Annotated in this window: 24 protein-coding genes; 2 read left to right on the top strand and 22 right to left on the bottom strand. The window is 40.1% G+C overall.

Going from position 1 to position 25,381, the window contains the following annotated elements; genetic code table 11:
• Positions 1-373 precede the first annotated feature (373 nt).
• On the bottom strand, positions 374-2,176 hold the full coding sequence (locus PMAN_RS14245; RefSeq protein ID WP_010558106.1) for a choice-of-anchor I family protein: 1,803 nt from the start codon (positions 2,174-2,176) through the stop codon (positions 374-376).
• A gap of 85 nt (positions 2,177-2,261) precedes the next feature.
• Positions 2,262-3,491 (bottom strand): acyltransferase family protein, encoded by a 1,230-nt coding sequence (locus PMAN_RS14240; RefSeq protein ID WP_010558107.1) that lies wholly within the window; start codon positions 3,489-3,491, stop codon positions 2,262-2,264.
• A gap of 143 nt (positions 3,492-3,634) precedes the next feature.
• On the opposite strand from PMAN_RS14240, the gene PMAN_RS14235 reads away from it, so the two are divergent.
• The gene (locus PMAN_RS14235; protein ID WP_010558108.1) at positions 3,635-4,477 is read left to right on the top strand and encodes a LytR/AlgR family response regulator transcription factor; all 843 of its coding nucleotides are present in this window, start codon (positions 3,635-3,637) and stop codon (positions 4,475-4,477) included.
• A 28-nt stretch (positions 4,478-4,505) separates the two neighbouring features.
• On the opposite strand, the gene glmU is transcribed toward PMAN_RS14235, so the two are convergent.
• From glmU to rpmH, 20 genes are all read right to left on the bottom strand, one after another.
• On the bottom strand, positions 4,506-5,864 hold the full coding sequence (glmU, locus tag PMAN_RS14230; protein WP_010558109.1) for a bifunctional UDP-N-acetylglucosamine diphosphorylase/glucosamine-1-phosphate N-acetyltransferase GlmU: 1,359 nt from the start codon (positions 5,862-5,864) through the stop codon (positions 4,506-4,508).
• A gap of 290 nt (positions 5,865-6,154) precedes the next feature.
• The gene (locus PMAN_RS14225) at positions 6,155-6,577 is read right to left on the bottom strand and encodes a F0F1 ATP synthase subunit epsilon (protein WP_006793948.1); all 423 of its coding nucleotides are present in this window, start codon (positions 6,575-6,577) and stop codon (positions 6,155-6,157) included.
• Positions 6,578-6,590: 13 nt separating this feature from the next.
• Positions 6,591-7,976, bottom strand: coding sequence for a F0F1 ATP synthase subunit beta (gene atpD, locus PMAN_RS14220; RefSeq protein WP_006793949.1), 1,386 nt, complete (start codon positions 7,974-7,976; stop codon positions 6,591-6,593).
• A gap of 33 nt (positions 7,977-8,009) precedes the next feature.
• The gene (gene atpG / locus PMAN_RS14215) at positions 8,010-8,870 is read right to left on the bottom strand and encodes a F0F1 ATP synthase subunit gamma (protein WP_010558110.1); all 861 of its coding nucleotides are present in this window, start codon (positions 8,868-8,870) and stop codon (positions 8,010-8,012) included.
• Between the two features lie 60 nt (positions 8,871-8,930).
• Positions 8,931-10,472 (bottom strand): F0F1 ATP synthase subunit alpha, encoded by a 1,542-nt coding sequence (gene atpA, locus PMAN_RS14210; RefSeq protein ID WP_006793951.1) that lies wholly within the window; start codon positions 10,470-10,472, stop codon positions 8,931-8,933.
• A 14-nt stretch (positions 10,473-10,486) separates the two neighbouring features.
• On the bottom strand, positions 10,487-11,020 hold the full coding sequence (gene atpH, locus PMAN_RS14205; RefSeq protein WP_006793952.1) for a F0F1 ATP synthase subunit delta: 534 nt from the start codon (positions 11,018-11,020) through the stop codon (positions 10,487-10,489).
• A 16-nt stretch (positions 11,021-11,036) separates the two neighbouring features.
• On the bottom strand, positions 11,037-11,507 hold the full coding sequence (gene atpF / locus PMAN_RS14200) for a F0F1 ATP synthase subunit B (RefSeq protein WP_006793953.1): 471 nt from the start codon (positions 11,505-11,507) through the stop codon (positions 11,037-11,039).
• A 41-nt stretch (positions 11,508-11,548) separates the two neighbouring features.
• Positions 11,549-11,782 (bottom strand): F0F1 ATP synthase subunit C, encoded by a 234-nt coding sequence (gene atpE, locus PMAN_RS14195; RefSeq protein WP_004335261.1) that lies wholly within the window; start codon positions 11,780-11,782, stop codon positions 11,549-11,551.
• A 53-nt stretch (positions 11,783-11,835) separates the two neighbouring features.
• Positions 11,836-12,693, bottom strand: a complete 858-nt coding sequence (gene atpB, locus PMAN_RS14190; protein ID WP_006793955.1) for a F0F1 ATP synthase subunit A — start codon at positions 12,691-12,693, stop codon at positions 11,836-11,838.
• 15 nt (positions 12,694-12,708) lie between these two features.
• Positions 12,709-13,089 (bottom strand): ATP synthase subunit I, encoded by a 381-nt coding sequence (locus PMAN_RS14185; protein WP_006793956.1) that lies wholly within the window; start codon positions 13,087-13,089, stop codon positions 12,709-12,711.
• A 142-nt stretch (positions 13,090-13,231) separates the two neighbouring features.
• The gene (locus tag PMAN_RS14180) at positions 13,232-14,158 is read right to left on the bottom strand and encodes a ParB/RepB/Spo0J family partition protein (protein WP_010558111.1); all 927 of its coding nucleotides are present in this window, start codon (positions 14,156-14,158) and stop codon (positions 13,232-13,234) included.
• 20 nt (positions 14,159-14,178) lie between these two features.
• A complete protein-coding gene (locus tag PMAN_RS14175) occupies positions 14,179-14,964 on the bottom strand; it encodes a ParA family protein (RefSeq protein WP_006793958.1) in 786 nt (261 codons plus the stop codon).
• A gap of 14 nt (positions 14,965-14,978) precedes the next feature.
• Positions 14,979-15,599 carry a 16S rRNA (guanine(527)-N(7))-methyltransferase RsmG gene (gene rsmG, locus PMAN_RS14170; protein WP_010558112.1) on the bottom strand — a complete coding sequence of 207 codons (621 nt, stop codon included), beginning with the start codon at positions 15,597-15,599 and terminating at the stop codon, positions 14,979-14,981.
• Between the two features lie 15 nt (positions 15,600-15,614).
• A complete protein-coding gene (gene mnmG / locus PMAN_RS14165) occupies positions 15,615-17,504 on the bottom strand; it encodes a tRNA uridine-5-carboxymethylaminomethyl(34) synthesis enzyme MnmG (RefSeq protein ID WP_006793960.1) in 1,890 nt (629 codons plus the stop codon).
• A 426-nt stretch (positions 17,505-17,930) separates the two neighbouring features.
• Positions 17,931-18,380, bottom strand: coding sequence for an FMN-binding protein MioC (gene mioC / locus PMAN_RS14160; protein WP_006793961.1), 450 nt, complete (start codon positions 18,378-18,380; stop codon positions 17,931-17,933).
• A gap of 938 nt (positions 18,381-19,318) precedes the next feature.
• Positions 19,319-20,683 carry a tRNA uridine-5-carboxymethylaminomethyl(34) synthesis GTPase MnmE gene (mnmE, locus tag PMAN_RS14155; protein WP_010558113.1) on the bottom strand — a complete coding sequence of 455 codons (1,365 nt, stop codon included), beginning with the start codon at positions 20,681-20,683 and terminating at the stop codon, positions 19,319-19,321.
• A gap of 134 nt (positions 20,684-20,817) precedes the next feature.
• Positions 20,818-22,494, bottom strand: a complete 1,677-nt coding sequence (gene yidC / locus PMAN_RS14150) for a membrane protein insertase YidC (RefSeq protein ID WP_010558114.1) — start codon at positions 22,492-22,494, stop codon at positions 20,818-20,820.
• A gap of 8 nt (positions 22,495-22,502) precedes the next feature.
• Positions 22,503-22,778 (bottom strand): membrane protein insertion efficiency factor YidD, encoded by a 276-nt coding sequence (yidD, locus tag PMAN_RS14145; RefSeq protein ID WP_006793977.1) that lies wholly within the window; start codon positions 22,776-22,778, stop codon positions 22,503-22,505.
• A gap of 126 nt (positions 22,779-22,904) precedes the next feature.
• Positions 22,905-23,330, bottom strand: coding sequence for a ribonuclease P protein component (gene rnpA, locus PMAN_RS14140; RefSeq protein WP_006793978.1), 426 nt, complete (start codon positions 23,328-23,330; stop codon positions 22,905-22,907).
• A gap of 7 nt (positions 23,331-23,337) precedes the next feature.
• Positions 23,338-23,472 carry a 50S ribosomal protein L34 gene (gene rpmH, locus PMAN_RS14135; RefSeq protein WP_004335215.1) on the bottom strand — a complete coding sequence of 45 codons (135 nt, stop codon included), beginning with the start codon at positions 23,470-23,472 and terminating at the stop codon, positions 23,338-23,340.
• Between the two features lie 518 nt (positions 23,473-23,990).
• On the opposite strand from rpmH, the gene dnaA reads away from it, so the two are divergent.
• Complete coding sequence (dnaA, locus tag PMAN_RS14130) at positions 23,991-25,379, top strand: chromosomal replication initiator protein DnaA (protein WP_010558115.1); 1,389 nt, start codon at positions 23,991-23,993, stop codon at positions 25,377-25,379.
• Positions 25,380-25,381: the final 2 nt, after the last annotated feature.

Genomic DNA, 25,381 nt, shown 5'->3' with positions numbered 1-25,381 from the left:
TTGCGACGTTGTCGCTAGGGATGCGTATAATACATCCTTTATTTTTCGAGTCAATACTTTGTTTTCAAATTTCTTTTTAGAATCTTTAAAAGTAAAGTTTTACTTAACTCTCTGATTAACTCTTGCCTCGCTATGCGTTGGCGCCTGCCGTCTCAGTGGGGTCGCATTATAGGGATATTCGAGTGGGGGTCAACGTTTAATTCATGCTTTTTTGAATAAAAATACTTTTAGTACGAAAGGTATACAAATAAAGGGATGGAGGGCGCTTTTAGCTTAAAAAACATGCATTTTTAATCTCTACTTAAATGCTAATACTCTATCAATATAAAAAGCGGAAAATAAAGCATGTTATTTTCCGCTTTTTACAGAGTGGTTAATTAGCTGAAATTTCCCATACTGCGATAGAACCAGATATCTCATTACCTATGATAAGTAGTGGTTCGCCAGTTGCACTTTGTTCGCGTGGTATGAATGTCATTCCTTCTGGTGCTAGATCACCGGTAATTTCTGCACCAGATATTAAACCTCGGTTATAAAAGTAGTCTTCAAATTGCACATCATATGGGTTAGTAATATCGTAAATCATGATCCCCCCCATACGCTCGAGTCCAATAAATGCAAAGGTGCGTTCGCCAATTGTACCTATAGTTAGCGCTTCGGGTTCTGCGCCTTTATCGTCTGAGCGTGTATCGCCTTTATTTTCATCTTCATTATTATTAAACGCTTCGCCATGAACTGATGCGGTAATACGCCCTATATCGTCTCCAGAATCAAACACCACCAGCCCATTACTGTCCCAAATGGTAAACGAACGTGCGCCATAGGCATAAAGCGATTCGTATTGACCGTCGTTATTAGTATCACCTTTAACCGTTGTCACTTTTAAACGGCCGATGTCGTTATCGTCGTTATTTAAGTAATCAAAATTAGCAGCAAGCGTTAAGTCTTCGACGCGGCTTTCATCTATGTAAGCAAGGCAACCATCGTCTTCGTCGAAATCTACGCCGCCTTTGGCTGCGCAATCTGCCTCATTGGTTGTATCAAAAAAGTATTCGCGTGCATCACCTTCATTAGCCGACACTATAAAGTTTGCGCCTTTCCAGCTAAAGCTTGAAATTGTGTCTGGTTGGTACATGCCATATAAGCCAGGGTATGATTTAAAATTAACACCGCCGTCTTTATCTGATGCGTCTATTTGTAAGCTAGACCAGTCTTTAAAGCCTAGCCCTTTTAACTCAAGAGAGTTATCTTCTAAATTAACGATGGCTAGTCCGTTATTTTCTTGAATCGATACGTAGACATATTTGTTATCTTTAGAAATACTGACGTATTCTGGCTCTAAGTCCATTGCTACGGTGGTATTGATTAAATTACCATTTATGGTGCGCCCTGTTGGATTAGCAAATACCAGTCCGAGTGCTTCAAGTTCAGATTGCTTATCGTTGTATGCTGTAAAATCAATATTGGTAGCATTGTCGGCAATTACACCATCATTAACATTGATAATGCTGATAGAACCCTGTGGATCAATACTATAGTCGCCGTTAGGTTCCCCTTCGTTGGCAACAACTACTTTTGCTCCATCATGGCTAAATGTAACCATATCGGGCAAAAAACCAGCAGTTACATTTTTTATAAATATTGGTGTATCGCCGCTTATGTCGTAAAAGGCAACTTGACCTGCCTCTCCAACACTTTTAGCAGCCATTGCTACAGCAAGTAACTTGCTATTTTCATCTATTGCTATGCTGTTTGCGTCACCGGGGGTGTTGTCGTTTAAGGTAAGTGTAATTGCCGTACTTAAGTTTGTTGTATTTACAATGCCTTCATTGTCTTGCACTAGAGCAGCTGTATCGAATGTGTCTGCAGGAATAATATTTACAACCGCAGCATCCCCCGAGCTATTAATAGCGTAAATCCATTTTTTTGATGCTTGATATGCGACTATTTCGGCAGCACCTTCAGGGCTTTGCGCATTGAGTACTGCTCGTCCTATTAGGTTAATAGTTAAAGCCGAATTTGCATTGGTGCCGTTAATTCCATTTTCACCTGCTGTACCTTGCTCGCCTTGAGCTCCTTGAGCTCCTTGTGCGCCATTTTGACCATCATCGCCATCTAATGAGCAACCAGTCAGCATAGATAAAAGTGAAAGCGCTATTATTGATTTTTTTAACATTGTTCTTTTCCTTAGTGTGGTATTAGGTAAATATCAACACAGAGGTATTACAAAGTTGTGGCACTTTTAATAAAGCTTTTTTACTTTAAAAAGCCAACTGATAGGCTAATTGTAAGGTAAGCAACATACCCAATACATAACCCATTTTTTTAAGCGCTTTCGAATAGTTGTTTTTTATTTTAAGACCTAGCAAGGGCCTAATAATATCAATGCGCATTACCACTAATGTAATAGCTGCGCACGCCCCCCAAGTGCCCACAATAATTAAAAATAACTCAACCATAAGGCCAAGGTTAAAAGGTTGTAGCACAAAACATAAAATAATTAATACACTTTGATGCAATACATAAAAGGGAAACACCCAGCTATTTAGTGTGTTTAAGTAAGCTGCTTTAAAATTTAAAAAACGCTGCGCTAAGGTAAGCATGGTAAGTACACCAACTACTCTTTGAGTATTGTATATTGCAGTCCACACATAGTTTGGTAAATCCAGTTCATTTTGATACGCCAAAGCAATACACACATACAATAGAGTAAAACTTGTACACAAAAGCCAAAGGTATCGATTTAAACTTTTCCAAAAATAAGTGTTTTTAGATAACAGGTAGCCTGTAAATAAAAATATGAAGCCGCTTACTTCGCGTATTGCATCACCTTTTAAACAATTATTAGCAAGCAACATGGCTATTACCAATAGGCCTGTAAGCATAGAAAATGATAGGTTTACTTGAATCGTATTTAATAAAGAAGAAAAAATAGAAAGCTTTGCTACTAATGAGTATATAAAAACAATAAGCATAAACTGCCACAAAGAGCGTAAATACCATAAATGATTTACATCAACATGCGGCCATACTCCAGATTGGTAATTAACAAATATGCTATTACTGGTATCTAAAAACGCTAAATAGAACTGCCAGTACGTTATATCTATAACGCCTTGTTGATGCATTTCGGCATAAAGCTGAAAAGGCACAATTAACCATAACCCCACCAGCAGGGGGAGTAATATGAAAAGAGAACGCTTTAAAACAAATAAGGCACATAATTTATAGCCACTTACTTTATCAAGCATAAAACGAAGTGCTACCCCTGATATAAACCAAATTAGCAGCATTCTCCAAGGGGAAAACAGCAACATAAAATACTCTACGTGTTCAGACGTATAATTACTTTTAAAATGAAACCCCCAATTTTGGCTATACAACATACCTATGTGATAAAAAATGAGAGTCGCAAATGCAATTACTCTCAACCAATCAATAAAGTAATGGCGAGAGTGTGTAGATTGTATTGCGTTTAATTGAGTACTCATACGTTAACCAATGTGTTTGTGATACCGGTAGTTAACTTAAAATAACTCGCAAAAACTATACATAAGTGCTTATATTACAAGCAATAGTGATAAAAGGTGGTATACAGGGATAGCTGTCGCCTACAAATATAAAAGCATACATAATGAACCTTCAACACTTTCAACGTTTTCAAACTTTTTATGCCGCGTTACTCCTGTTTAGCTACGTTGTAATAAACAATACGGTTAATGCGACAACTCAAATAATGGAGGCGCAAAGAGACGGCGAACTTCCTTTTTTAATATGGGAGCCGTTTGTATGGGAATATTCAAGTGCGTTTAGCACGTTACTTATATTTCCGGCTGTAGTGTGGCTATTAAAAAAAGTACCTTTTAATTGGCATAATATTGGGCTTTCGCTGTGTACTTACTTTGTAGCGTCTATTATTTTCAGCGTATTCCATATTAGTGTAATGGTTGGAGGACGGAAGCTCATTTATTGGTTGAACGAACTTCACTACAACTTTGGCCTCAGCTGGTTTGAATTTTTATATGAATACCAAAAAGATGCGATAAGCTTTTTATTCTTTATCACCCTTATTAAAGTTTATCAGTATATTGTTAAACAGTTGTTGGGAGAGGCCTCGTCTATTGATGAAGGTGCGCAACACAATACTGATACTATTAATCGCTTATTAGTTAAAAAGCGGGGTAAAGAATTTATTATAAAAATTGACGAGGTGGATTGGCTTGAATCTTCAGGCAATTATGTAAATTTACATATTGGTACGTCCGTTTACCCTTTAAGAGTGACGCTCACTGAATTAAGTAAACAACTAGAAGTGCAGGGCTTTTGTAGGATTCACCGAAGTCATGGCGTAAAACTCGATAAAGTAGAATGCATTACACCACTCCCCAGCGGCGACAGCGAAATAAAACTAACTACAGGTAAAGTGCTCAACCTTTCTAGGCGTTATAAAGAGCAATTTAAACTTAAGCTGCAATAAAAAAGGCTACCTAAGTAGCCTTTAATTATTATTTTTTAACTGGTCGTTTCCAACCAGTTAAATTACGTTGCTTTGAACGTGCTATTGCCAGCTGCTCGTCTTCAACAGTGCTAGTGATCACAGAGCCTGCTCCCACAGTTGCAGTAGAACCAATGTTTACAGGAGCAACAAGTGATGAGTTAGAGCCTATAAAAGCGTTATCGCCAATAATGGTTTTTGCTTTATTCACCCCATCGTAGTTACAGGTAATTGTACCTGCGCCAATATTTACTTTTTCGCCAATTTCAGCATCGCCTAAGTAACTTAAGTGGTTTGCTTTAGAACCCTTACCTAAGCGGGTTTTTTTCATCTCTACAAAGTTACCAATGTGCGAGTCTTCTTCCATTACCGCACCTGGGCGAAGGCGAGCATATGGTCCAAGCGTACATTTAGCCGCTACGCTTGCATCTTCAATAAGGGTATTCGCTTTTATTACAACGTTATCGCCTATGGTACAGTTTTTAAGTACACAGTTAGGGCCTATTTGTACGTTATTACCAAGGGTTACATTACCCTCAAAAATAACGTTTATATCAATTAATACATCTTCGCCTGTTTTAACATTGCCACGTACATCAATACGGGCTGGGTCGGCTAGGGTGGCACCATTTAACATTAATTCTTCTGCTTGCCACGCTTGGTAAGCGCGCTCTAGGCCGGCAAGTTGTACGCGGTTGTTTGCACCTTCAACTTCCATTGCATGATCTGGTTGAGCCGATGTAATTTCTACACCTTCACTGTGCGCCATTGCCACTATATCAGTTAGGTAGTATTCGCCTTGCGCATTATTGTTAGATAAGTTGCCTAACCAGGTTTTTAACAGTTTGCCATTAACCGCCATAATACCGGTGTTTACTTCGTTAATTAGTAACTGCTCAGCGCTTGCATCTTTTTGCTCAATAATACCGACAAGTTTGCCATCTTCTCGTAGCATACGACCGTAGCCATTTGGATTAACCAAGTTAACGGTTAATACCGCTAGCCCATTTTTAGGAGTTGCAGCTAATAAGCGCTCAAGCGTTGATTGCTTAGTTAAAGGAACATCGCCGTATAAAACCAATACAGTATCGTCATCGTTAATATGAGGGTTTGCTTGTGCTACTGCATGGCCAGTACCAAGTTGCTCTGCTTGCAGTACCCAATTAACATCGTTATCGGCAAGTTGTTGTTGTAATAGTTCGCCGCCGTGTCCGTAAACTAAATTAGTGGTTGTTGCACCCAGTGCCTTTGCGTTATCAATAACATGCTGCACCATAGGTTTACCTGCCACTTTATGCAGCACTTTTGGTAGAGCAGATCGCATACGAGTACCTTTACCCGCAGCAAGAATTACAGTAGTTAGAGCCATTAAAACAATTTCCTTTTTCCGTTGTTTTAGTTAACAAGTCTGTTTATGCAGAAGATTGCGTAAGTCACGCCCTGTGCAAATACTCAGTAAACTAATTTGCTAGTACTGAATCTTGACTGAAAAATAGACTTAATTGAATAGCGTTATTGTAGCGGGGATTGGTGAAGGATATAAGTGAAAAGCTCAGTTAATAACTTCGACGACTAAAAAAAGCTTAAATTTAAACACGGACCTTAGCAACAAGCACAAAAAAGCCCACATAAAGTGGGCTTTTTATAAACCAGATAGGCTTACTTTTTACGTAATTGCTGAATAACACGTAATTGTGCTACCGCTTCAGCTAGTTGCATTGCCGCTTGATTGTAATCAAGCTCTGACGATGCACCTTTTGCCATTTGCGCTTCAGCGTCACGTTTAGCTTGCTCTGCAGCTTGTTCGTCTAGGTCTTCACCACGAACGGCTGTGTCTGCAAGTACGGTCACTATGTTCGGTTGAACTTCTAGTGTACCGCCAGCAATGTAGATGAGTTCTTCTTCACCAAATTGCTTAACTAAACGCACCATACCAGGTTTAAGGGCAGTTAGTAGTGGCGCGTGACCGGCATTAACACCAAGCTCACCTTCACTACCAGATACTTGAATCGATTCAACCAAACCAGAAAACAAGTTCTGCTCTGCGCTTACTACGTCAAGATGTACAGTCATAGCTGCCATACTACCCTCCTAATTACATGCTTTTGGCTTTTTCTTGAGCTTCTTCGATAGAGCCAACCATGTAGAACGCTTGCTCTGGAAGGTCATCAAACTCACCGTTTAAAATGCCTTTGAAGCCAGCAATTGTGTCTTTAAGTGAAACGTATTTACCTGACGCACCTGTAAATACCTCTGCCACGAAGAACGGCTGAGATAGGAAACGTTGGATTTTACGTGCACGAGATACAAGTTGCTTATCTTCGTCAGAAAGCTCGTCCATACCTAGGATTGCGATGATGTCTTTAAGTTCTTTGTAACGCTGAAGAACTGTTTGAACGCCACGCGCTGTATCGTAGTGCTCTTGACCAATTACTAATGGGTCAAGTTGACGTGAAGATGAATCAAGTGGATCTACCGCTGGGTAAATACCAAGTGATGCGATATCACGTGAAAGTACTACTGTTGCATCTAAGTGAGCAAACGTTGTTGCTGGAGATGGATCCGTTAAATCATCCGCAGGTACGTATACCGCTTGGATTGATGTGATTGAACCCGTCTTAGTAGATGCGATACGCTCTTGAAGTACACCCATTTCTTCAGCTAGTGTAGGCTGGTAACCTACCGCTGATGGCATACGACCAAGTAGTGCTGATACTTCTGTACCCGCAAGAGTGTAACGGTAGATGTTATCTACGAAGAAAAGTACGTCGCGACCTTCGTCACGGAACTTTTCAGCCATAGTAAGACCTGTTAACGCTACGCGTAAACGGTTACCTGGAGGCTCGTTCATCTGACCGTATACAAGCGATACTTTATCAAGTACGTTTGAATCGTTCATTTCATGGTAGAAATCGTTACCCTCACGAGTACGCTCACCAACACCTGCGAATACTGAGTAGCCGCTGTGCTCGATTGCGATGTTACGGATAAGTTCCATCATGTTTACGGTTTTACCAACACCGGCACCACCGAATAAACCAACTTTACCACCTTTAGCAAACGGACATACAAGGTCGATTACCTTGATACCTGTTTCTAAAAGTTCTACTGAACTTGATTGCTCTTCGTATGAAGGCGCTGCACGGTGAATAGACATACGGTCTTCTTCGCCGATTGGGCCAGCTTCATCGATTGGCTCACCAAGTACGTTCATGATACGACCAAGTGTTGCTTTACCAACTGGAACTTGAATCGCTTCACCTGTGTTTGATACTGCTGCACCACGACGTAAACCGTCTGTAGTACCTAGTGCGATAGTACGTACCACACCGCCACCTAGCTGCTGTTGAACTTCTAGAGTCAAACCAGCTAAATCGCCATCTGTTACTTTTAGCGCGTCATATACGGCTGGCACGTTGTCTTGTGAAAATTCAATATCCACAACGGCACCGATAATTTGGACGACCTTACCTAAACTCATGTCTATTCCTCTCGTTAATCTTTGCCTGAAGCATTAAACTGCGGCTGAACCAGAAACAATCTCACTAATTTCTTGTGTGATTGCCGCTTGGCGGGCCTTGTTGTAAACAAGCTGTAACTCATCCATAAGGTCGCCAGCGTTATCAGTTGCGGCTTTCATCGCAACCATACGGGCAGCCTGTTCAGAGGCAGCGTTCTCAACCACACCTTGGTATACCTGAGATTCTACAAAGCGAACTAACAAAGACTCTAAAATAGCGTCTGGGTTAGGTTCGTATAAGTAGTCCCATGTGTGGGCAGATACTTCTTCTTCAGCTTTTGGCAAAGGGAGTAACTGATCTATTGTTGGCTCTTGCTTCATGGTATTAACGAAGTTGTTATATACCAGGAATAAACGGTCAATTTTACCTTCAGAGAATGCATCAAGCATTACTTTTACAGGACCAATAACGTCTTGTACTGAAGGTTTATCTCCTAGGCCTGCTTTTTTAGCAAGCACTTGACCACCAAAGCGTTGAAAGAAACCAGCAGCTTTGCTGCCTAAAGTTGCAAACTCTGCGTCTACACCTTTTTCTTTCCATGCTTTTATGTCTAATGCAACTTTCTTAAACTCGTTTGAGTTTAGGCCGCCACATAGACCACGGTCAGTAGAGATAACAATATAACCAACTCGTTTTACTTCACGTTCTTCTAAGAACGGGTGAGTAAAATCAAGATTTGCTTGAGCAACACGACCAATCACTTTGCGTAATTTGTCAGCGTATGGACGGCTTGAAGCCACTCGTTCTTGCGCCTTTTTCATTTTAGACGCAGCAACCATTTCCATTGCGCTAGTGATCTTTTGAGTATTTTTAATACTCCCGATCTTGCTTTTAATCTCTTTTCCGCTGGCCATGACTCTCTCTCCGAATCAAGGTGTGCTTTAGTAAACTAAAGCGCACCATTAATAACTAAATTACCAAGTTTGCGTAGACTTGAACTTCTCTAGAAGTTCTTTAAGTTGCGCTTCGATCTCGGCGTTGTAGTTACCAGTTTCATTGATTTGAGCCACAAGCTCTGCGTATGTGCTACTTGCGTAAGAAAGTAAAGCTGCTTCGAAATCCATGATTTTAGCGATTTCGATATCTTTAAGATAACCTTTCTCAGCTGCAAATAACGACAAAGACATTTCAGCAACAGACATTGGCGCGTACTGTTTCTGCTTCATTAGCTCTGTTACACGCTCACCATGCTCAAGTTGAGCACGTGTAGCATCGTCAAGGTCAGACGCGAACTGCGAGAACGCAGCTAATTCACGGTACTGAGCTAGGGCTAGACGGATACCGCCTCCTAGTTTCTTAACGATTTTAGTTTGTGCAGCACCACCAACACGCGATACCGAGATACCAGCATTTACTGCCGGACGGATACCTGAGTTGAATAAGTCAGTTTCTAAGAAGATCTGACCATCGGTGATAGAGATAACGTTAGTCGGTACGAACGCAGAAACGTCGCCGCCTTGAGTTTCAATGATAGGCAATGCCGTCAATGAACCAGTTTGTCCTTTCACTTCACCGTTAGTGAACTTTTCAACGTAATCAGCGTTTACACGCGATGCACGCTCTAAAAGACGCGAGTGAAGATAGAATACGTCACCTGGGTATGCTTCACGACCTGGTGGACGCTTAAGTAGCAATGAGATTTGACGGTAAGCAACAGCTTGCTTAGATAAATCATCATATACGATTAATGCGTTTTCACCACGGTCACGGAAGTATTCACCCATAGTACAGCCCGAGAACGGTGCTAAGTACTGAAGTGCCGCAGACTCAGAAGCAGATGCTACAACTACGATAGTATTTGCAAGTGCACCGTGCTCTTCTAATTTACGTACTACGTTAGCAATAGTAGATGCTTTTTGACCAACCGCTACGTACACACACTTAACGCCTGTGTCTTTTTGGTTAATGATCGCATCGATTGCTAGTGCAGTTTTACCTGTTTGGCGGTCACCGATTACAAGCTCACGCTGACCACGACCAACTGGAATCATCGCATCAATAGATTTGTAACCAGTTTGTACTGGCTCATCTACAGATTGACGCTCGATTACACCTGGTGCAATTTTTTCTACAGGTTCAAACCCGTCGTTGTCTAAAGCGCCTTTACCGTCGATAGGAGCACCTAGCGTGTTTACAACACGACCAAGTAAGCCAGCACCAACAGGAACTTCTAAGATACGACCAGTTGTATATACTTTTACGCCTTCAGTAAGGTCAGCGTATGGACCCATTACTACTGCACCAATTGAGTCGCGCTCAAGGTTTAGTGCGATAGCATAACGGTTGCCAGGAAGCTCAATCATCTCACCTTGCATACAGTCAGCTAGACCGTGGATGCGGATGATACCGTCAGTAACAGATACAATTGTACCTTCGTTACGAGCTTCACTTACAACTTCGAACTTCTCAATACGTTGTTTGATTAGTTCTGAAATTTCAGTGGAATTAAGTTGCATGCTCTTTTTCCCAATTACGATTGTAGTGTTGTGGCTAAGCGGTTTAATTTTCCGCGTACAGAGCCGTCGATTACAGTGTCGCCTGCCTTAATAATAAGGCCGCCAACTACTGACGCGTCTTCACTACAATTCAGCTTAACTTTGCGTGCGAAACGTTTTTCAAGTGTCGCTACCAATGACTCTTGCTGCGCTGCAGTAAGAGGGGTTGCCGAAATCACGTCTACATCGATTTCTTTGTCATACTCTGCTTTAAACGCAGCGAATAACTGTGCAACCTCAGGCAGTGCAATCAAACGTCCATTTTCAGCCATCACCTTCACTAGGTTCTGACCTTGTTCGTTGAGCTGCTCTGCGCATAAGTTAATAAATAACTCAGCTTGTGCAGAAGCAGTAGGCAATCCAGCTAAAATGGCTGATGCTTGCTCGTCGCTGGCAACGTGGCCAGCGAAAAACAACATGTCATTCCAGCTTTCAATAGCGCCTTTTTCAACGGCAAGCTCAAAAGCCGCTTTAGCGTATGGGCGAGCGATAGTAGTCAATTCAGACATGCTCATACCCTCCTAATTACAGCTCAGCGACAAGTTTTTCAACGATGTCACTATGTGCGGCTTGATTGATTTCACGCTCTAAAATTCTCTCTGCGCCAACCACAGCCAGTGTTGCTACTTGCTTACGTAGCTCTTCTGTCACACGGTTACGCTCTGATTCAATTTCAGAGTGCCCTTGAGCAATAATTTTTTCACGCTCTTCTTGTCCACGAACTGTTTCTTCGTCAACAATTAGCACGGCACGCTTTTTAGCTTGATCAATGATATCAGCCGCTTGAGCTTTTGCATCTTTAAGCTGTTCTGCAGCTTTTTGTTGCGCAAGTTCTAAGTCTTTTTCGGCTCTATCAGAGGCAGCTAAACCATCTTCGATTTTCTTCTGGCGAGCTTCAATTGCACCGTTTAGTGGTGGCCATACGAACTTCATACAGAAAAGTACGAACACCGTAAACGCAATTAATTCACCGATAAGAGTGGCGTTTAAGTTCACAACCGCTCCTCCTTAAATAGTAAGCTGTTCAAAAAATAAAATTAAAGTACGAACAACAATACCATCGCGATACCAACACCAATCATTGCTACAGCATCGATTAGACCAGCAAGGATAAACATTTTAACTTGTAGCGATGGTGCAAGCTCTGGTTGACGCGCACATGCTTCAAGGAATTTACCGCCCATGTTACCAAAACCGATTGCTGTACCGATTGCACCGAAGCCGATAAGTAAAGCTACTGCGATGTACTTAAGACCTAATACTAGTTCCATTTTTTTCTCCAAAGTTTCAATTGTAATTAAAAGTAAAAATTAAAAGTTATAAATTAGTGATTATCTGAACTTGCCATGCTTAGGTATACGATTGTTAGCATCATGAATACGAATGCTTGCAATACGATTACTAAGATATGGAATACAGCCCAAACAAAGTGCAACGGTAGTTGCATTAAGCCAATCGCACCTATTAGGATGAAGATTAGTTCACCTGCATATAAGTTACCGAACAAACGCAGCGCCAGTGAAAACGGCTTAGAAACCAATGCGATAAGCTCTAGTAATAGATTGAATGGGATTAAAAGAATCTGCATAGCTGTATTGTTTGAACTAAACGGGTGAAGTGTTAGCTCTTTAATAAAACCGCCGATACCTTTAATTTTAATTGAGTAACCAATCATTAATATAAACACACCTAGCGCCAGCGCTGCAGTTAAGTTTATATCTGTTGTTGGTACAATTTTCATGTATACGTCGTGTGAGTCCATGCCAAAGGCTTGCTCACCTACTAAACCAGCAAATGCAGGTAAGAAGTCAACTGGGATTAAATCCATTAAGTTCATTAAGAATATCCAAACGAATATCGTTAATGCTAATGGTGCAATCAGCTTGCTTTTACCATGGAAAGTATCACGTACGTTGTCGCCAACGAACTCAACTATCATTTCAATGAAACACTGAAATTTACCTGGTACGCCCAATGTTGATTTTTTAGCGGCACTACGGAAGATCCATAAAAAGATAAGACCTAGTCCGATTGACCATGCGAGGGTATCTACATGCCATGTCCAAAAACCACTGTCCGTACATGCTTTATTGAAGGCTAGACCGGCGTCGGTCGAGCACATCTTAGCATTGGTTAAGTGGTGCTGGATATGGCTAGATAGAGTAACTTCTTCTGCAGCCATGTTATATCCCAAAAGTTAATGTTTAAAAAAAACGGGTGCAAACAATCCAGTGAATAAAGCCAGTACATAGATACTAAAAAAGGGCAGTAGAACTACCGGAAAATGCTTTAGTACTAGCGCAAACAATATGATTGTCAGCATAAACTTTAGTGCGTTACCGCGTTTTAACGCGTTATACGCTTGTTCTGCACGACTCGCCCCCATAAATCGGAATGCGTAAAGTGCAAAAACACAGTGAGGAAGTATCGCAACTGCACCACCAGCTAACGCTGACAGACTGGCTTCAACTCCCAAACCAATAAAAATAATTACGGCAGCAAATAATGCTACAACACCCTGAAGACAAATTAGTTTAAATGCGGCAAGCCTATACGGACTTGCTAACTTATTATTCACTTTTTGTTAACCTTAATGGCGTTCAAATCGTTAGGGTGTGAAAACTGGCGAAATTATACTGTATCCTGCCAGTTTTGCAACTTGAGTAGAGTGTTTGTAACACAAATTTGCTACAAATGTCTCTTTTTAGACATGTAATAGATCAATGGTGGGTATTGTCGTGATTAATACGATTCAAAATGCCGTCAAGCTCGTCTAAATTAGTATATGAAATAACCAATTTACCTTTGCCTTTTTTGTTGTAGTTTATCTCTACTTTAGCACCTAGGTTTTCAGCTAATTGTTGTTCTAACTGTTTAACATCTGGGTCTTTTTGGTGTTCTTGTTTGGCGGGTGCTGGCTCTAAAATTGCACGCACTAGCTTTTCAGTTTCTCTTACTGTTAGTGCCTTTGCAACGGCGGTTCGTGCTGCGTCAGACTGCGCTTCGCCTTCAAGTGCTAGTAAACAACGCGCATGGCCCATTTCTATGTCACCATGTTCTAACAGAATTTTTACATCACTATTTAAATTATTTAAACGTAATAAGTTTGTTACGGTGGTTCTTGATTTACCAACTGCATCAGCCACTTGCTGATGTGTTAATTCAAACTCATTTAATAAACGATTAAGCGCAACCGCTTCTTCCATTGCATTTAAATCTTCACGCTGAATATTTTCAATCAGTGCTATAGCAACGGCGGCTTCATCGGGTACATCTTTAATAATACACGGAACTGCGTCTAGTTTTGCAATTTGCGCTGCGCGCCAACGACGTTCACCGGCAATAATTTCATAGCTATTGTGGGCAATAGGGCGCACAACGATAGGTTGAATAATGCCTTGTGAGCGAATAGAGCTGGCGAGTTCTTCGAGTGCCTCTTCAGACATGTCTTTACGAGGTTGGTACTTGCCTGAATGCAAAAACTCAATAGGCAATGTTTGTAACGGGTTATCTGTAGCACTAACTGTGCTTTGGACAACCTCTGTTACGTTTTGTGTGTCTTGTTCCTTGCTGGCGCTCGGTGCAGGCTTAGACGAACTTAAAAGTGCATCGAGTCCTCGGCCTAAACCTCGTTTTTTAGCAGACATGTTATTTTTTTACCTCAAAGTTAGGCGACAACGGACGCTGTTTTTTCTTTTCTTCGCAGCATTTCACCGGCAAGTGCCAAATACGCTTTTGCGCCACTTGATGCTCTGTCGTAATACATAGCAGGTGCGCCAAAACTTGGCGCCTCAGCTAGACGAACATTTCGTGGGATCACAGTGCGATACACTTTATCACCAAAATGTTGTTTTAATTGTTCTGAAACGTCGTTTGCTAGGCGGTTACGCGGATCGTACATAGTGCGTAATATGCCTTCAATTTTTAATTCAGGATTTACTAATTTAGCCAATTGCGTAATGGTATCCATTAATGCTGTTAGGCCTTCCAGTGCATAATATTCACATTGCATTGGTACTAAAATAGAATCTGCAGCGGCCATAGCATTAACAGTTAGCATGTTTAATGAAGGCGGGCAGTCTATAAATATAAACTCGTATTGGTCCTGAATTTTTTCAAGTGCATTACGAAGACGCACTTCACGGGCAAATAATTCCATTAGTTTAACTTCGGCAGCGGTTACGTCTCCGTTTGCTGCAATCATATGGTATTCGCCAGATGTTTCTTTAATGATCACGTCTTCAATGGGCTTATCTTCAATAAGTAGGTCGTAAATAGTGGGCACGTCGCCATATTTATCTACACCACTGCCCATAGTGGCATTACCTTGCGGGTCGAGATCAATTAACAGCACTTTACGCTTCGTTGCGGCCATAGACGCAGCGAGATTAACAGCGGTCGTAGTTTTACCTACACCCCCTTTTTGATTTGCTAATGCGATGACTTTTGCCACAGTGTCTCTGATCCCTAGTCTTTAGAAAGAATAATTAAATGTCGTTGTGCATCTAACTCAGGTACTTCTAATGCAATTTTTTTCTCAAACTTTACGCCAGCGGGTAATGACTCTAACTCTTCGCTAGGGTAAACGCCTTTAAGCGCAATAAAATGGCCAGATTGATCAATTAGGTGTGAACACCAATCAACCATATCTTGTAATGATGCAAATGCACGACTGAGTACGCCATCTAATTTAACACTTGGCTGATATTCTTCAACTCTTGACTGTACCGGGGTAACATTATCAAGCCCAAGTTCATGCTTTACGTGCATTAAAAAGCGTACACGTTTACCTAAGCTGTCGAGTAACACAAATTGGGTATTAGGAAGTGCAATAGCTAATACAATACCAGGAAGCCCAGGGCCTGTACCAACATCAATATAATGATGACCGGGTAAATGAGGTGCAACAACAAGGCTATCCATAATATGCTTTACCATCATTTCTTGAGGTAAACGTACTGAGGTTAAGTTATACGCTTTGTTCCACTTATCCAATAGTTCAACGTAACGAACAAGCTGTTGCTGTTGTTTTTCTGTTAGCGCAATATCAGTTTGCGCTAACAATGTAGTTAATTGTTGTTGTAACACTAGGTGCCCTTACCGTTACGCAGATTTGCGTAATAAGCCTTGCTTCTTCAGATACACTAATAATAACGAAATAGCCGCTGGTGTGATACCAGAAATACGCGAAGCTTGACCAATAGTGTCTGGACGAGACTCTTCTAGTTTTGCCACTACCTCGTTTGATAAACCTGATACGGTTTTATAATCAAACTCTTTTGGTAAAATTGTTTCTTCATGGCGAAGCTGTTTATTGATCTCATCTTGCTGACGGGCAATGTAACCTGCGTATTTTGTATGGATCTCAACCTGCTCTAAAGCCGCTTTATTTGTAAATTCAGATCCTAAGCCTTCAATAGCCATTAGATCATCATAACGGATCTCTGGGCGGCGTAGTAATTCTTCTAAACTTGCTTCACGCGTTAGTGGGGCTTTTAATAAAGCGTTTACTTGATCAACAACAGTATGATCTTTGTGAATCCACGTGTCTTTTATACGTTGTTTTTCTTTTTCAATAATTTCCATTTTTTCGTTAAATGCCTGCCAGCGCTCATCGTTAACTAAACCTAGCTCACGGCCTTTTTCAGTTAGACGAATATCGGCATTATCTTCACGCAACAATAAACGGTATTCAGCACGGCTGGTAAACATACGGTAAGGTTCTTTTGTACCAAGCGTTGCTAAGTCGTCAATTAATACACCAACGTATGCTTCGTCACGACGTGGCGTCCACGAATCTTTACCTTGCACTTTAAGTGCCGCGTTCATACCAGCAATTAAGCCTTGTGCACCCGCTTCTTCGTAGCCAGTAGTTCCGTTTATTTGGCCTGCAAAGAATAAGCCTTCAATAAATTTAGTTTCTAGTGATTGTTTTAAATCACGTGGATCAAAGTAATCGTATTCAATAGCATAACCTGGTCGGCAAATATGTGCATTTTCAAAACCGGTGATCGATTGCACTATTTCTAATTGCACATCAAACGGTAGACTTGTCGAAATACCATTAGGGTAAAGCTCGTAAGATGTTAAACCCTCTGGCTCTACAAATATTTGGTGTTTGTCTTTATCTGCAAAGCGAACAATTTTATCTTCAATAGATGGGCAGTAACGTGGACCAATGCCTTCAATAACACCTGAGTACATGGGTGAGCGATGTAAGTTTTTGCGTATAACATCATGTGTTTTTTCATTTGTGTAAGTGATGTAACACGGTATTTGTTGCGGGTGGTCACTTTGTTTACCTAAAAATGAAAATACAGGTGTAGGGGCATCGCCTGGTTGCTCCTGCATTTTGCTAAAATCAACCGTACGCGCATCAATACGTGGTGGAGTACCTGTTTTTAAACGATCTACTCTAAAAGGCTGTTCACGTAATCGTTGTGCTAAAGCTATTGATGGTGGATCACCTGCACGTCCGCCTTTGTAATTTTCTAAACCAATATGTATTTGGCCACCTAAAAATGTACCTACGGTAAGTACTACACTAGGTGCACTAAAACGTAACCCCATTTGAGTTACTACGCCGGTTACTCGATCGTTTTCAACAATAAGATCATCACACGACTGCTGAAATATTTTTAAGTTTTCTTGATTTTGTAATGTGGTTTGAATAGCCGCTTTATACAAAGCGCGATCAGCTTGTGCACGGGTTGCACGAACCGCAGGTCCCTTTGAAGAATTTAAAGTACGAAATTGGATCCCGCCTTTATCAATAGCTTGTGCCATTGCACCGCCAAGCGCGTCGATTTCTTTTACCAAATGACCTTTGCCTATCCCACCAATTGCTGGGTTACAAGACATTTGACCAAGGGTATCCATATTGTGAGTTAGTAGCAGGGTATTCATCCCCATACGGGCAGCTGCCAATGCGGCTTCAGTGCCTGCATGTCCACCACCTACTACGATAACGTCAAAATTTTCATGAAAAATCATTAATGGGATCCTACTTAAATCAAACCGGTAAACTTCAAAAGGGAGCGTATTCTACCTAGAAATGAGCAGAAGATAAATGATTAAACTGTGCTCAGATCTAAGTAAGTGATCTCTAATAATATAAAGGATCTTTTAAAGAGATCTTTTAATACTATTACTACTACTGATCGGGTTTTCTGTTGATAAGCTTTAGATCTTGTTTAAAAACATTAAATTAGATCTGATCTAAAGGTGTTAATATGATCGGATCATCCCACAAATAAGCACTGATCAAAAAGCCACTTTATGCACAGGATGAGATTAGTTAGATCTTATCCCATGGATAAGCATGCTTTAAAATGCAGTTTATTCAAACTTTATCCACATTATTAATTAAATTATTAGTAAATTGTGAGTAACTTTTATATGAGATTTTACTTGATCTCTTTATTTTAAACCTGTTTGGGTAACCCAAGTGTCTAACCAGGCGAGGGCTGTGTCTTCAGGGAGTGACTCGTCTAATATATTTAACTCTAAGCGTTCAGCCACTTTTATAGCGCCTTTTTTGCTTAGTAGTGCTTCTATATTGCGCCCTGCTAAGTTATATGTGTCGTAGCTGGTATCACCTAATGCAATAACCGAAAACTTTAAATGCTTTAAATCAGTTGATTGCGCTACTTGTTCTACAAAGCTTAAAAGATTATCGGGATAATCACCTGCGCCATAAGTAGATGTACATATTAACCAGAGCGTATTGTGTTGATCTATTTCATTAAATTTTGGCTGATCATGGAGTTGGGTTGTAATACCTTGGTTATTTAGCTCATCGCTTAATTGCTCCGCAACATACTCGGCCGATCCCATTTGGCTGCCCACAATAATATTTACTGAACTCATGATTAGTTATGATCGCATTAGTTTTAATTGCTGCCTATGATAGCCGAGTACAAACTGCAGTAAAGGGAAGAGTGTGGGTTTGGATAACTATTTTTAGGCTAATTTTTAGATCATTGTTTAAAGTTTTTTTAAGTTGTTGATTTATATAGATGTAAAATAATACCTTCAAATGTAACCTTCTGATCAAACTGTTAATAAGATTGGGGGAAGTTCTGTTTAACTTTATACTCTATGTAGCTAAAATTTTGTAAGTTATTGATTTTAAGCTTTTGTAAGTCCAAATATGATGAATGTTTAATATAGAAGTAATGTTGATCATTGTGTGGATATAAAGGGTGTTGATAACCGATTATTTAGATCGAAAATAATTTTAAATAACGATCAATTAAATATGATCTTATTAAATAAATATCAAAATACTTCTATAACGGCCGTTTTTTACTAAAAATAGAGCTAATAACGTGTATTTCAGCTAAAAAATTTTGGATTTTTGTCCAAAAAATGGAAATTGTGGATAACTGATCTGACTAAATTTAAAGTTTTTGTGATATTCGATCATGCATTTACATGTTTGAGCTGGTGGATAGTGCGATCAATACACACTTGTGATCGCCTTATTTTTTGATATATAGCCAATTAAGGCTGCAATTTTAGCTAATAAAATATTAAAAACAGTGATTTCAGCTTGTTTTAAGGTTAATTATAGTGGCTTAACTTATTCGTATGTGTGAGATATATCACCTTAAATAGGCGGTTATATCTTGTAAAGTCGGTCATTAATAAGCTTTTAAAGATACTAATTTAGAGAAAATAAGAGCCTAAAATAGCACTCAGCTTATCTAAAAATACCCATATGTTGATATAGAAAGGCTTAATTTAGGCAGTAAAAAAGGGCGTTTTTACGCCCTTAATTTTTAATTATTTAATTGTTAGGTCTTTTATTTACCAATACAGAACGAGCTAAATATTTTTCCAAGCAGATCGTCTGAAGTAAACTCACCGGTTATTTCGTTTAAAAATTGCTGCGTTAGGCGCAGCTCTTCGGCCAAAATTTCACCTGCAACATGCATTTCAAGCTGCGTTTTACCCGTATCTAAATGATAAGCTGCGCTCTCTAAAGCGTCTAAATGACGGCGACGAGCCATAAAGCCACCTTCTGTTGCGCCGTCAAAACCTATACAGGCCTTCAAATGTTCACGAACGAGCTCTATACCTTCAGCGTTTTTAGCACTTAAACTTATGACCGGGTATTGTTGGTTTTCATCCAAGCCTACAACATCACCCGACAAATCGGCTTTGTTTCTGATCACTGTAACACCCATACCTTTTGGTAATTTTGCCATAAACTCTGGCCAAATTTTATGTGGGTCGGTGTCTACAGTATCGGTGCCATCAAGCATAAATAAAACGCGGTCGGCTTGGTTTATTTCATCCCATGCGCGCTCAATACCTATTTGCTCTACGCGGTCAGGGCTTTCACGAAGACCTGCGGTATCGATAATATGCAGTGGCATGCCATCAATATGGATGTGTTCGCGCAGTACGTCGCGGGTGGTACCTGCTATTTCGGTTACGATTGCTGCCTCTCGGCCTGCTAGGGCATTTAGTAAGCTTGATTTACCCGCGTTAGGACGACCTGCAATCACAACACGCATACCTTCGCGCATTATGCTTCCCTGTTTAGCTTGGTCAGTTACGGTGTTTAATTGGTTTATAATTGCGTTTAGATCGCCCGATACTTTGCCATCTGACAAAAAGTCTATTTCTTCATCTGGAAAGTCGATTGCTGCTTCTACGTACATACGAAGATGAATTACTTTTTCAACCAGTGTTTCAATGTGTTTAGAAAACTCACCTTGAAGTGATTGTAAGGCGCTTTTAGCTGCTTGTTCACTGGTGGCATTAATTAGGTCACTAATTGCTTCTGCTTGGGTTAAATCAAGCTTGTCGTTCATAAATGCACGCTCTGAAAACTCACCTGGTTTTGCTAAACGTACACCTTCTATTTTGCTAATTTCTTTAAGTAGCATATCAAGCACAACTGGGCCACCATGACCTTGCAACTCAAGTACATCTTCACCAGTAAATGAGTTAGGTCCGGCAAAATAAATGGCAATACCTTGGTCAAGCTGATCGCCATTTAAGTTTTTAAATGGTACATAATCGGCGTATCTCACTTTTGGTATTTTACCAATAACTTTTTCAGCAACGCTTTTGGCAAGGCTGCCAGAAACCCGAATAATACCAACACCACCACGCCCAGGTGCGGTTGCTTGTGCTGCAATTGTGTCTTGATTGATCATGCTATTTAATTTACCAACAATGTGTACGTTATGGCGCTATTGTAACCTATGAAATTACCACTCGCGAATGCTCTGATAAAAAATGGGCAATAAAAAAGGCGACCTAAGTCGCCTTTATAATAAGTAGGGCTAAGTTAGCCTCTTACTTTTATTCCTTTCTTTTCCATACCGCGATAAATATAAAGCATTTGCGCGATTGAAATAAGGTTAGATACTAACCAGTAAAGTACTAAGCCTGATGGGAACCATAAGAAGAATACAGAGAAGATAACCGGCATAAAGGTCATCATTTTTTGCTGCATTGGATCGGTAACCGTCATAGGTTGAAGCTTTTGAGTTATAAACATACTAGCACCAAATAAAATTGGTAATACGTAGTATGGGTCTTGTGCTGATAAATCAGTTAACCAAAGCATAAACTCAGCATGGCGAAGTTCTGTTGATTCTAAAAATACATAAAACAACGCTAAGAAAATAGGCATTTGTAGCAAAATAGGGAAACAACCACCCATTGGGTTTACTTTCTCTTTTTTGTACATCTCCATAGTAGCTTGACCGAACTTTTGACGGTCATCACCATACTTTTCTTTAAGAGCTGCCATTTTTGGTTGAAGGGCACGCATTTTAGCCATTGACGTGTATTGCGCTTTAGTTAGCGGGTACATCAATGATTTAACAATAATAGTGATAGCAATAATTGCTAAACCCCAGTTACCTAAACCGCCAACATTTATATCAAACAAGCCAAAGAATGAACCTTCGCCAGAGTATAAAAACTTCAGTAGTTCAAATAGTGGCTGTGAAATAAACCATAACCAGCCGTAGTCTACAGTTAGGTCTAAGTCAGGGTGAAGCGCTTCTAATACATCAGACTCTTTGGGGCCCATGTAGTAAATAGAAGTAATGGTTTGCTCTGAACCGGCTTGAACATTAACAGGTTCTGCTTTTGTACCAATGATAGCGGCGTTACTGCTTGTAATTAAGCTATAAAGGGTGTTGGTTTGGTCTTGCTTTGGTACCCACGCACTTACAAAGTAATGTTGAATAAATGCAATGTAACCACCTTGCGTGCTTTCATTTAGGTTTTTGTCGGCCATGTCAGAAAAGCTATACTTTTCGTACGGTTCTTCGTCTGTACCGTAAGCTGCACCTAAATAGTTTTGATCAACTAAGCTGCCTTTTTCTTGTACTGTGCGCTTAACTTGTGTGTAAAGCTGCACTTGAATAGGGGCACTGGTTGTATTGTTTACTGTGTATTCTAAGCCAACATCATACTGACCTTTTTTAAATACATACGTTTTAGTAAAGCTAACACCGTTGCTATCAGTAAACTGTAACGGTACGCGTAACTCATCACCTGTTAAGGTATAAGACGTTTGTTCGCTGTGGTAAGTAGGGCGACCGTTTGCAGATGCGTCTGGGCCATTTAAACCAATTAAACCACTTTGTGAAAAGTATTGATTACCATCAAATTCACCCAGCAGCATGAAAGGTGTTTCTTCGCCTTTCACTTCTTCGTATTGAAGTAAGTCCGATTCAACAATATCACCACCTTTGGTGTCGATTTTAACTTTAAACACATCTGTTGTTATTTCTATAACAGAACGTTTAGCTAATGTTGTTGAAGCCGGTAAGCCAGAGTCTGACGATGAAGGTATAAAATCATCCGATTCAGTTGAATTTGCTTGTTGCGTTTGTGTTGTGGCACTTGGATCGACTTTTGGCTGGTTATAATCATTATTCCATTCTTGGAACAATAAAAACGACACTAGCATTAGGCCAATGAATAAAAACGTGCGTTGCGATTCCATAACAGCTCTTATTTCTCGTGTTGGTGGTTAATATGGGTTATTTTTTCAGGTACTGGGTCATCACCACCTGAATGTAAAGGATGGCATTTTAATATGCGTTTTAATGCTAACCAACTTCCTTTTATCAATCCATGCAATTTAATTGCTTGAATTGCGTAATGTGAGCAGCTTGGATTAAAACGACAATGCGGACCTAATAGCGGGCTAATCCACTTTTGATAACCGCGGATCAATAACACTAAACATAATGTCGGTAAAGCAACAAGTGGTTTGAGTAACCTCATGATGTTTATGCCCCTAGTTAAATTTAGTGAGATAGATATCATGTATTTAAAGGCTCTATTGGAAATTTTAAATGCATGATTAAAAGGTGAGCTAAAGATACATTAATTAACCCTGTAATTCTATTGCTATTGGGTTTGTTTATTAGATTTAGCTGATTTGTTTGGGCGTTTCTTAAAGGGTGGAGGCTTAGGTGCACCTGGTTTACAGCGTTCGTTGATTTTTCGCCATAACTTGGTCAGTTGCTTGGTTAATTCTTCATTAGACTGCTCGTCAATGCCATTTTTAACCATAAGCACAATATCAATGTTATCGATGTTGTGTTGATTTAAACGAAAACTTTCGCGAGCAAGACGTTTAATACGGTTTCGTTGGCATGCCTTTTTTACACGTTTTTTAGCAACAGTAAGTCCTAACCTAGGTTTTTCTTGGTCATTGGGTTTAGCTAATAGAGTAAAGTAAGGAGTTGCAGCCCGAGCGGGTTCGTTAAATATACGAGAGTAATGCGAGGGAGTTAACAGACGTAACTCCCTGCCAAAGCTAAAGTCTTCCACTTATAAATTAAGCAGAAAGAACTTTGCGGCCTTTAGCGCGGCGACGTGCTAATACTTTACGGCCATTTACAGTTGCCATGCGAGCACGGAAACCGTGTGCACGTTTGCGTTTTAAAACGCTAGGTTGAAAAGTTCTTTTCATAACAATCTCATCCGATCGGTTAAAGTTAAAACATCCTATGCAGGTCGCGATCCTGGCACAGGTGCCATTGCGAGCGCGAGATATTATAGATGAAACAACCTAAAGTCAATCATAATTACGCGTTAAGCACCGTGTTTATTAAGCAGGCAGTTAGTGATCGTAAAGCGCGATCTAGTAGGATCATCATAAATAAGAAGTTTTCCACAGCCCTTGTATAAAAAGTGAATAAAAGCGGGGGAAAAGTAAATTGGATCGTAAAATTGGTTCGCGATCTTGGTGTTATTTTGTTATGATCTGTTATCAGGCTAATAATTAAAAATTTAATTAAATCAGGTTGTTAGCTTTTTTTCATGTCGTTATACATAATTTTATAAAAATCAGCCTTTTACTTGTGGATAAAGTGCCTTCATAATACTTGGTCTTGGGCCGCTTATTTGGCTATTTAAACGCAATAAATGCATGGTTTTTAACCATTTTTGATGTGCGGGAATAAAAATTATATCTCTGGGAGTTTAACTGTGTATCTGTCGGTTTGGCAAAGTTGTTTATATGTATTGCAAGATGAATTGCCTTCGCAGCAGTTCAGTATGTGGGTAAGACCACTTCAAGCAGAAAGTACCGAAGATACTCTGACTATTTATGCACCTAATCGCTTTGTGCTTGATTGGGTGAGAGAAAAATACCTTAACCGCATTAACGAATTACTCGTGGAGATTTGTGGTGACGAAGCACCGGAACTTCGTTTTGATGTAGGTAGCAAACCACTTTTAAATACACAGGTTGCACCTGCTACAGAAACACAGCCTGCACCTAGTATTCAAGCATCAGCAAAGCAACAGCCGCGTGAGCAAAAACCGGTTGTTGAACCCGCACCTAAATCGGGCTATAAATCAAACATTAAAGAAAACTACACCTTTGATAGTTTTGTTGAGGGTAAATCTAACCAATTAGCAAAAGCGGCTGCAACTCAAGTGGCCGATAACCCTGGCTCTGCATTTAACCCTGTATTTATATACGGTGGTACGGGCTTAGGTAAAACGCACTTACTCCATGCTGTAGGTAATGGCATTATGGCAAATAAGCCTGATGCTAAAATTGTGTATATGCATTCAGAGCGTTTTGTACAAGATATGGTTAAAGCACTACAAAATAATGCAATAGAAGAATTTAAACGTTATTACCGTAGTGTTGATGCATTAATGATTGATGACATTCAATTTTTTGCCAATAAAGAACGTTCTCAAGAAGAGTTTTTTCATACCTTTAATGCGTTGCTTGAAGGTAATCAGCAAATTATTTTAACTTCTGACCGTTACCCTAAAGAAATTGAAGGGGTAGAAGACAGGCTTAAGTCTCGTTTTGGTTGGGGATTAACAATTGCTATTGAGCCACCAGAGCTTGAAACACGTGTAGCCATTTTGATGAAAAAGGCGCAGCAGAGTAAAATAAACTTACCTCACGAAGTGGCTTTTTTCATTGCAAAAAAATTACGTTCAAATGTACGTGAACTTGAAGGCGCACTTAACCGTGTAATTGCAAATGCAAACTTCACTGGACGTCCTATTTCTATCGACTTTGTAAAAGAAGCATTGCGTGACTTATTGGCGCTGCAAGATAAGCTCGTCACAATTGATAATATACAGCGTACAGTGGCTGAATATTATCGAATTCGTGTCTCGGATTTACTTTCTAAACGCCGAAGCCGCTCTATAGCAAGGCCTCGTCAGGTTGCTATGGCGCTGTCTAAAGAATTAACCAATCACAGTTTACCTGAGATTGGAGACGCGTTTGGTGGCCGTGACCATACAACGGTTTTACATGCGTGTCGTAAAATAAAATCGTTACGTGATGAAAGTCACGAAATTAAAGAAGATTATCAAAATTTAATAAGAACATTGTCATCTTAGGG

The sequence above is a fragment of the Pseudoalteromonas marina genome, from assembly GCF_000238335.3.
Classification (GTDB): domain Bacteria; phylum Pseudomonadota; class Gammaproteobacteria; order Enterobacterales; family Alteromonadaceae; genus Pseudoalteromonas; species Pseudoalteromonas marina.
This window is presented reverse-complemented; position numbering and strand designations above follow the sequence as displayed.